Raw genomic sequence first — 7,869 nt, 5'->3', positions numbered from 1 at the left:
AGTTCTTCAGGTTCCAATGCATCGGAAGATGCAAACCAGACGACCATTGATGCACCGTATGTTCCGGGTGAGGTCATTGTCAAATATAAAACCACTTACAGTGACTTCTCGGCGATGAGTATCGAGTCTACAAATCTGGCAATTGGTGCAGAGGTTACTGACGACTTCTCAGCCGAGGGGCTGAAAGGGATGCAGATGATCGATATGGATTCCTCGCTCTCGGTGGAGAAGGCCATTGAGGAGTTGAACAAGTCCTCATACGTGGCATACGCAGAGCCGAATTATATCATCCAGCTCTCGCTTCCCGATGAACCTGAGGCTCCCGGCGATGAGCCGGTCAGCGCAGAGTCCGTATCAGGCTCCCCGAATGATCCTCGTTTCTCTGAACAGTGGGCACTTGCCAACGCCGGCCAGAACAGCGGGACATCAGGGGCAGATATCGGAGCCCTGTCAGCATGGTCGGCAACCACCGGTTCATCATCGGTCGTGGTTGCGGTCATTGATTCAGGAGTTGACTATACCCACCCTGATCTGGCAGCCAATATCTGGACTAACCCTGGAGAGATTGCAGGAAACGGTGTTGATGATGATGGGAACGGGTATATCGATGATATCCATGGCTGGGACTTCATCAACAATGACAACGACCCGATGGATGACAACGGGCATGGAACCCACTGTGCTGGGGTCATAGGGGCGGTAGGAAACAACGGAGTTGGGATAACCGGTGTGGACCAGCATGTGAAGATCATGCCGCTGAAGGTCCTTGGAAAAGATGGAAATGGGGATATGGCCAGTATATTGAAATCGATCGCGTATGCCAGGACGATGGGGGCAGACGTGATCAGTTGTTCCTGGGGTGGCACAGCCAAGAGTCAGGCACTTGCCGATGCAGTATCCGGAACCAACACGCTGTTTGCCTGTGCAGCCGGGAACTCAGGGATCAATACCGACGTTATCCCCCAGTATCCGTCAGGATTTGACTACCCGCAGATCATCTCAGTGGCAGCCAGTACTGCCAAGGATGGGATTCCATCCTACTCCAATTATGGATCAAAATCGGTGGATGTGGCTGCACCAGGGGACGGGATTATCTCAACCTACCCAACCGGGCTCGGAAACCAGTACATGAGCATGAAGGGAACCTCGATGGCAACCCCGCATGTTGCAGGGCTTGCTGCACTGCTCCTCTCGAAACAGTCAGACCTTCCCCCTGCCGAACTGAAGCAACTGATCCTGAATAATGCAGACAAGGTCTCTGCGTTCTCAGGCAAGACCGTATCAGGTGGAAGGATTGATGCCGGAAAAACGCTAGCTGCGATTAGTGGAAGTTCTGTTCTGACCCTGCCAGGTCTGTCAGCCTCCCCGAAAGATCTGAATAGTGACGGCGTATACGAAGACCTGAATGGAAACGGAAGACGCGATTTTGCAGATGTATCCCTTTATTTCAAGAACCTGGACTGGATCAAGACAAATGAACCTGTAAGTGCGTTTGATATTTCTGGAAACGGGAAGATTGATTTCACTGATGTGGTGAAACTCTTCCAGAAGATCTAACAAAAAGTTTTTCTGATTATGAGGTCTCTTCCTTCCAGGTATCGGTGAAGGAGACAACATCCAGGTGCTTCTTCTTCGGCATAGAGATCTCTTTAGGAAATCCACATGCGATCAGAGAGACCAGGGTATATTTTTCAGGGACGTTCAGAAGTTTTCGTACCGGTTCTGCGTAGTCTTTTTTGTCTCCTGCAACCCAACAGGTTCCAAGCCCGTATCCCTGCAGACAGATGATCATATTCTCGGTTGCAGCACAGCAGTCCTCAAGGTAATACTTTGCTTCTTTCTCACCAAAGACCGCAAAACATACTGCTGCACCCTCGATGAACCGTCCGTGATCGGTCATATCCGAGATCTGCTTCATGAGTGCTTTGTCCGTGACTGCTCCAAAGAGCCAGGGCTGGAGGTTCATCGCGGTTGGTGCAAGCCGTGCACATTCAAGGGTTTCATGGATGATCTCATTATCAACTGGTGCATGAGTGAAACTGCGGACACTTCTCCGCGATTTGATGAGTGTTGCCCCAAGATTCATGAGATATACTCTCCCTACACCCAAAAATAGATTGAGGTCTCCTTCTGTTCTTCTATACCTATGGCCGTCCCGCAAGACAGACTCCAGCCAGTACTGCGATGATTACCTGGAGTGTCGGAAGCGAGGCAACAGTCGAAGTGGGAGAGGGTGCAGATGTTGTATTTGATGGTACTGCTGATGTCGTAGGAGTTTTTGCCAGAGTAACCAGTGTTGTCGGAGTCTCTGATGATACCTGCGCAAGCGGTGTCCGGGCTGGTGACTGGGTTACGGTAATTTCCGGTGATGAAACCGTGGTTGGTGCCAGGGTTATCACGGTCCTGACCGTACCATCAGTGGGTGTACTGACCGGAGTGATCTTCCCTGATGTCATTGTCGGACCCGGTATCTTCTGCCCGGTCTGCAGGTCCGTGATTCCCTGCGTATCTGTCTTGAAGTTTTGACCTGCCTGTATCTCAACCTGCCTTCCTCCCTCTGAAAGCGGGTTGATATCCTGAATTAGTACCGTGATCGGAACTGAAACCCCGGTCCCCGGGTCAACACTATTTGATTTCATTTCATTAGCCGTGCATTCTGCCCGAATGGTATAGGTACCTGAATCAGTATTACCGGTGTTCCAGACCGGTCCGGTGTCATACGATGCTGAACTGACGGGAATCCCGGTGAGGCTGAAGGATCCTGAGGGTCCTGATACTGCCGAATACTCACCTCCTTCAGGGGTTTTGATGATGATATCCACCGGTGCACCGGTCACTCCGGTACGGGATCTGAGTTCGTAAAGGTTGCTCTCGATCTGGAACGAGGCCAGATGACCGCGTGGCAGCCACTTGCCGGTGGCATCAAAGTCAGAGGTCGTATCAGAGATCTTCAGTCTTAGTCTCGGGCTTTTTATCTTGAATATCGGTGTTTTCTCCCCGAGGGAATACCAAATCCCCTCTTTTCCAGCGAACGAAGAACTGAGTGCTGAAAAACTGGAGGGATTGGTGACCGTCACGGTGTCAGCCGGGGTCTCCACGAGCGAGGTTCCGGGAGCCCACCAGGCAATCTGACTGCCGGGACTGAGGCCTGACCCGCTAATGTCAAGATGTTCTTCCCCGATAAAGACCGTTCCAGCTGGTGGAACCGTCCTGATATCAGCCTGAACCGTCATGGCCAGGGCGATGATGATACATAACAGTGCAGTTATCCCTGTTCGCATGATGCGATCAGGTTTCTTCTGATGCTTATAGGTTTGTCTTACCGTGAGTCAGAAATAGCCGGGGATCGAAAGGTACTCCATGGCGATTGCAACCTTTGCAGCCGGGTGTTTCTGGGGTGTTGAGGCAGCATTCCAGCAGGTACCTGGCGTTCTGGCAACCCGGGTAGGCTATACCGGTGGCTCGATGCCTGACCCGACCTATCAGGATGTCTGCTCTGATAAAACCGGGCATGCCGAGGCGGTACAGCTCGAATATGATCCTGACCAGGTATCGTACCGACAACTGCTTGAGGTCTTTTTTCAATTTCACAACCCGACTGAACTGAACCGGCAGGGACCGGACGAGGGAACCCAGTACCGGTCAGTCATTTTCTATGAGAGCGAAGCAGAACGCGAACAAGCCATCCGGATGATCGAGAGAATAGATGCATCGGGAAAGTACTCATCACCGGTTGTCACCGCAGTTGTCCCGTCCGCTGAGTTCTGGCCTGCAGAAGAGTATCATCAGTCGTATTATCTGAAAATTGGACGTCGGTACAGCGGGCTGTAATCAACCTGAGTTCATCACCTTGGATCGGATTAGAAAAAAAGCGGATCAGTCTTTGCGGGTTATCATCGGCCGGTTCATATTGCGCCAGTAATTAATCAGCTCCCTGATCGTTTCTGCGAACTTTTCAAACTGAACTGGTTTTACTACGTAACTGTTTGCACCGAGTTCATAACTCTTGATCACATCGATATCCTGATTCGATGAGGTGAAGACAATTACCGGGTGGGTAACCGTGCGCGGGTTCCCCTTAAGTACTTTCAGAATTTCTATCCCGTCAAGTAGAGGCATTTTCAGGTCAAGAAATATCACTATCGGATAATCAGGCGCTTTATGCTCATATTTTCCAGTCCCCTGAAGGTATTCAAGTGCTTCCCTTCCGTCAGGAAAGATCCGCACTTGGTCACCCATATCGATCCAATCCACCACATTGAGGAAGAGTTCGATATCGTTCTGACTATCTTCAATGAGTATCAGTTCAAGTCCCGCGTCACTATGTGCCATGTCCAACTCCTACTGAGAAGAAAAAGGTGGCCCCGCCCCCCTCCTTTGCAATCACTCTGATGCGGCCTCCATGCCTGATTATTATCCGGTTTACAATTGCAAGGCCTACACCGGTTCCTTCGTATTCACCTGCCGGATGCAGTCGCTGGAACACGTCAAATATCTTATCTGCGTACTGCATATCAAAACCTATCCCATTGTCCTGTACGTAGTACTCAATAGTTCCCTCATTTTGTATGGATCCGATCCTGATCTGTGGGTGATGTTGCTGATGTGAGAACTTCATTGCGTTCGATATCAGATGCACCATTACCTGCCTGATCATGATTGCATCTGCAGATGCTGCCGGCAGTGTGTCGATGGTGATATCATATTGTGCTGCCGGATACGAGCTTACCTGTTCACCGACCACATCAGTTGCAAGCCTCTCCATATCGATAACTGACCGTTCGATCTGTTTACGCGACATTCGGGTAAAACTGAGGAGATCCTCGATTAGATCATCCATGAGTCTGATGTTTTCATGAATCTTACTGAGATAGTAGGCGAGATCTGAACCCTGTTCAGGCTCAGCTTTTAGTGTGAGGATGTGCGAAAACCCGTCGATAGCCCTGAGCGGGCCGCGAAGATCATGGGAGACGGTGTAAGTGAAAGAGTCGAGTTCCTGAACGATTGCCTCCAGTTCCTGCGTCCTGGTTTTTACTTCTTCTTCTAGCCGCTGGTTCATATCCTGCTGGATTGCTGCTGCCTGCATCCGGTCTGAGATGTCCCTGATGATGGTGACGACCTTCTCGACCCGGCCATTGAACAGGATCGGTATTTTACGGGTTTCCGTGTGCACTCCACCGTTCCCGGGATCATATACTTCCTCGGTGATCATGCTCTTTCCGGTTGCAAAAACATGCTCATATTCTTGCCTGATTTTCTCGTCTAGGAATGGGAATACCTCAAAGAGGTTCTGCTGAACGAGTTCCTTGGCAGGAGGAAGGGTAGTCCATGCTGCAAATCCAGTATTGATCAGCAGAATGGTGTATGAGTGGTCGATCACATGGACACCGTCCACCATGGCATTGATGGTGTACCGGTACAGGGTTTCTGATGCTTGGAGATCTGCTTCCAGCAGTTTCCGCCCGGTTATCTCCCTGCCCACTGATTGATACTCAGCGATCTTTCCATCTTCTCCAGGGATTACCGTGTTGCTCCACTGAACCCATCTAATGGTTCCGTCAGGGCCACGAACCTGCTGTTCAATTGTACTGACTGGATCTTCCAGTGTCAGTGAAGCGAAGTAATCCTCCCTTGTTTTTTGCTCCTCCCCGGTCTGGTTGGGATCAAATCTTGTCTGAATCAGTTTTTCCCGTGTTTTATGAAAGAACCTACAGTATGCATCATTGACAAACAGGCACCACCCATCAGGTCTGAATCTGCAGATCAGTTCATTCTGTGTCTCAACCACGTTCCGGTACCGCTCTTCACTCTGCAGTAATTTTGTTTCCTCTTCCCTGAGATGTTGAACCAGATCATGGATATTCGAAACCAGCCGTATCACACTCTCTTGGAGAATGAGCAGTTCAACACTTACTCCGGTTCTGATGACATGATCCAGGTCTCCGTCAGCCACCCGATCTACATCCTCAACCAACTCTTCGATTGGGTGCATGATCCTGCGGGAGATGAATAAGGAAAGCAATGCTCCCCCGATGATGGCAATTCCGGCAAGGATGAAGTGATAGATGAGCAGGAAATGGATCCTCTCCTGAAGAACCCTATCATGGTATGTGATCTCTGCGACAAGACTCATGTCAGCACCGTACCGCTCATCTCGCATATCAACAAGGAGGTACCTGACCTTTTCTCCCCGATCAGGGTGTTCAAACTCAAGGTTGGTCCGGTCGCGTAAGATCTGGCTGATAATGTCGCGTTCCTGCCTGGTTGCGTTATAACTGGAGTTGTTAACGAGCCGAAAATTCTTTCGAAACAATCGGACATGGCCGATATCAGGATTGGTCTTGGGAATCTGGTCCATGATCCCGGTGTAATTCAGCCGAATCCGTTCATTGGAAAAATCGATCCTGGCCAGGGCAAGTTCGATGATATACTTGTGATCCGCGGTAGGCATGTATGCAAATTTGGTCAGGTTGCCTGTGGAATACTCCGCGACGATCCGGTCAGGATAAAACCCGCTAGTGTTGCTGATATTCTGTAAAAAAATTGCAAAATCAGGATAAATCGCGTTAAAATCGAGCAACGGTCTCTCTTGGTTCGATGTTTGAACCATGACTGCTGAGCGATTGATAATATGGATCTCAATCCCGCCGTTGCTCTGACTGAGAGCCTGCAGGTCCAGTTGGGATATATCTCCGTGAGTCTGATTGTATGCATCCATGACTGATCCAAATCCGGCGATCATCTCGTCGTTGAAGGTGTTGTCATAGATCTCAAGGCCGTAATTAATCAGATGGAACGAGGTATTTATCACCTGTTCGGTATGGTCCTGCAGTATCCGTGTATCATCTTTGACCTGCTGAACCGTTACCAGGTAGTTTACCAATATCATCCCGGTAACGATGAATACTACAATGAAAAAAATAGAGAGTGAGAGCAGACTGGATAATTTCCATCTCTCCAGCATTCTTTCTCCAACCTGGCTGTCAAACCTGATCTGGTGTTTCCATCAGACTGTGATAAAACTTGTGAATTGAATCTTCAGGAATGATAATTACACTTCCTCTTCTCCAGTCTTATCATCTTCATCTGATTCCTGTTCCTCGTCTGTCTGGAATTCAGAATCCTGATCCGCAACAGGAATTCCCTCCATGATCAGATCCCAGGCATGTTCATCTCCGGTATACACATCCGATTTTGCTTCACACTGGCTTAATGCGGTAATCAGAGTTCGTACCGATGCTTCAAGTGTGGTGTTCCTTGCCTCGAGCGTGGCAATCCGTTCCCGAAGGTGCTCCTGATCACCAGGTTCTTCACGGTTATTCGAATTTTTTGAGGACTCATCCGGCCAGATGAACAGATTCAGGATTACATCAGGGGGCCAGAGTAGCAGGAACCAGGATGATTCTGTTTGAGCCAGGTATTTCATTTCTGTTGTGGTGAGTTTCTGGTGTTCTCTGCCGATGATTAAACCTGTTGTCTCTCCTTTTTGTAGCAGATCAAGAGCCTCTGTCACAGATTGAACCAGGATGAATCGATCATGGTGATCGGTTGCAGATGCATCCTGCAGTTTGTGGATTGTATCCTCCCCGATGACCAGAATCCGACCATTCATGGTCATATGGGATTTTTCAACGGTTACCTGATCCATTGTGAATATGACCGGAGAGAAAGGCATTTTGATGGCTGCACGTATCAGAGATGGATGCCTCATCAGATGAGACCTCCGATCCTGATCGGTGCCTGATGAGCCTGAACTCGGCATCAATTAGGGAATATGCCATACTGTAATTTGCGCGCTAATTCGCGAACTCTCTTTGGAACTTCAGACAATTCACGTTTCTCTCCCACTTGATATGTATACACTTTGCT

7 protein-coding genes are annotated in these 7,869 nt (G+C 49.4%); 2 read left to right on the top strand and 5 right to left on the bottom strand.

All coding sequences use genetic code 11. The annotated features are described in order from the left end of the window. Positions 1–1,557 (top strand): S8 family serine peptidase (locus tag LUQ50_RS09180; RefSeq protein ID WP_300039419.1); only part of this gene is annotated, 1,557 nt, incomplete at its 5' end. A gap of 16 nt (positions 1,558–1,573) precedes the next feature. On the opposite strand, the gene LUQ50_RS09175 is transcribed toward LUQ50_RS09180, so the two are convergent. Then, positions 1,574–2,086: a nitroreductase family protein gene (locus tag LUQ50_RS09175; protein ID WP_300039417.1), complete on the bottom strand. Its 513-nt coding sequence runs from the start codon at positions 2,084–2,086 to the stop codon at positions 1,574–1,576. 58 nt (positions 2,087–2,144) lie between these two features. Next, the gene (locus tag LUQ50_RS09170) at positions 2,145–3,281 is read right to left on the bottom strand and encodes a DUF3821 domain-containing protein (protein WP_300039415.1); all 1,137 of its coding nucleotides are present in this window, start codon (positions 3,279–3,281) and stop codon (positions 2,145–2,147) included. Between the two features lie 79 nt (positions 3,282–3,360). Between LUQ50_RS09170 and msrA the strand changes: the two genes are divergently transcribed. Continuing rightward, positions 3,361–3,831: a peptide-methionine (S)-S-oxide reductase MsrA gene (gene msrA / locus LUQ50_RS09165; RefSeq protein ID WP_300039413.1), complete on the top strand. Its 471-nt coding sequence runs from the start codon at positions 3,361–3,363 to the stop codon at positions 3,829–3,831. A gap of 45 nt (positions 3,832–3,876) precedes the next feature. Here msrA and LUQ50_RS09160 read toward each other — a convergent pair whose 3' ends face one another. The 3 genes from LUQ50_RS09160 to LUQ50_RS09150 form a co-directional block, all read right to left on the bottom strand. Next, positions 3,877–4,332: a response regulator gene (locus LUQ50_RS09160; RefSeq protein ID WP_300039411.1), complete on the bottom strand. Its 456-nt coding sequence runs from the start codon at positions 4,330–4,332 to the stop codon at positions 3,877–3,879. Next, positions 4,322–6,964, bottom strand: coding sequence for a PAS domain S-box protein (locus tag LUQ50_RS09155; RefSeq protein WP_300039409.1), 2,643 nt, complete (start codon positions 6,962–6,964; stop codon positions 4,322–4,324). Before LUQ50_RS09155 ends, LUQ50_RS09160 begins: the two co-directional genes overlap by 11 nt. Before the next feature lie 87 nt (positions 6,965–7,051). Then, positions 7,052–7,711: a hypothetical protein gene (locus LUQ50_RS09150; RefSeq protein ID WP_300039407.1), complete on the bottom strand. Its 660-nt coding sequence runs from the start codon at positions 7,709–7,711 to the stop codon at positions 7,052–7,054. Positions 7,712–7,869 lie beyond the last annotated feature (158 nt).

It is taken from the genome of Methanospirillum sp. (assembly GCF_028679455.1).
In the GTDB taxonomy this organism is placed as follows: Archaea; Halobacteriota; Methanomicrobia; order Methanomicrobiales; family Methanospirillaceae; genus Methanospirillum.
The sequence above is the reverse complement of the archived record's forward strand: the minus strand, read 5'-3'. Positions and strand labels throughout refer to the sequence as shown.